2 protein-coding genes are annotated in these 1386 nt (G+C 32.3%); both read right to left on the bottom strand.

Features of this window, described 5'->3' with window-relative positions:
• Nucleotides 1–269: hypothetical protein (locus tag T541_RS20100; protein ID WP_155839560.1), on the bottom strand; the 269-nt coding region annotated here is incomplete at its 3' end.
• A gap of 16 nt (nt 270–285) precedes the next feature.
• Entirely contained in the window at nt 286–801 is a 516-nt protein-coding gene (locus tag T541_RS0116420) for a hypothetical protein (protein WP_026653668.1), read from the bottom strand.
• Nucleotides 802–1386 lie beyond the last annotated feature (585 nt).

Here is a 1386-nt window from a genome sequence, read left to right as displayed (position 1 = left end):
ACTTTTCCTTCTTTATTGACCACAAATAAAGTCTCTCTGTAGAATATGCTATCTGCATCAAATCCATTTACCCTAGTCAATAGAAAATACTTCTCATCATCTATTATTAGCACTCCTACAGTTTTTTCATATCCGATTCTAGATACTAGATCACCATTTGAGTCAATCAGATACCAGTTCCCCTGCTTGTAACTATTCATATAAACAAACCAAATACATATCGCAGAAAGAATAATGCCAAATGCTATTAAAAATCCTTTTTTCTTCATTACTACTATATCCTTTTTATTTATTAGCATAAGTCCAAACCAAAGGGAAAAGATCTTGAAGCTCTTCTAAACTATAATTCTCAATTTTATAGTCGCCTCCGTTTGTTCTCATATAATCTACAAAATAGAGACTAAAGTCATCGATCTTCTTACTTCCACCATGCCACCACCATTCAATGTATTCATTGAAGCTATCTGGGCGCATGTACACTTTTAATGTTCCGTTATCATCATACTCTTCGCCAAAATAGTCAATTACTTCCTGAACATCTATGTTTTCAGTTGGTTTATCCATTGAGTATACATACAGTGACATTGCTAATTTGGAAACATTCAATTCATCACTGCCGTGGTAAAAAGACATATCAGCCAAATAGCAATCAACTGCAAAAGCCTGATTCTGTTGCTTATACAAATATTCAAGTTCTTTTTTCTCTTCTTGTTCTTTTTGCTTTTGAGCATAATTGAAATAACATACCCCTGTGATTAAAACCAAAATTACTGCAAAAATAATCATATATTTCTTTTTCATAATCATCCCTGTTATCAAGATAATATTCTAAGTCTGCTATCTGTCATCCTGTACATCATTGATGCCAGTCACATTTACAACTTTCGTAATTGCAACTGGCACATACTAATACAACATCAATTAGCTCATTCAGCATATCTATGTCCATTTCAAAGATGTCGATATCCTGATACTTGTCGTAATGATCTTTAGCATAATTAATTAAATCTAGAGTGTGACCCGATTCAACAAAACTGTACCAGAGTACAAAATCTGCTATATTTTTAGGCTGATTTAGCACTCGAGTTTTGCCTTTTTATCATATTCACTTGATAAATAGTCTTCGAAGTCATAACATCAACATAACTGAAATCACGGTATTCTAAAGAACTTTCAATTCCGAATGCATCATTATCAAGTTTATACAATTGAGCAATCTGTTTTCTCTGCTCTATTCCCTCTTTCCTAGATTTTTCTTTGAGTATCTCTTTTATCTGGTGACTATTCAAAATCACTAGAGCTATTATAGTGGATCTATATTAAAAAAGTGGACACGATAAGTAACTCATTATTACAATTAATTAGACACAAAAGGAGGTATCTAAT

It is taken from the genome of Butyrivibrio proteoclasticus P6B7 (genome assembly GCF_000622085.1).
In the GTDB taxonomy this organism is placed as follows: Bacteria; Bacillota; Clostridia; order Lachnospirales; family Lachnospiraceae; genus Butyrivibrio; species Butyrivibrio proteoclasticus_A.
The sequence above is the reverse complement of the archived record's forward strand: the minus strand, read 5'-3'. Positions and strand labels throughout refer to the sequence as shown.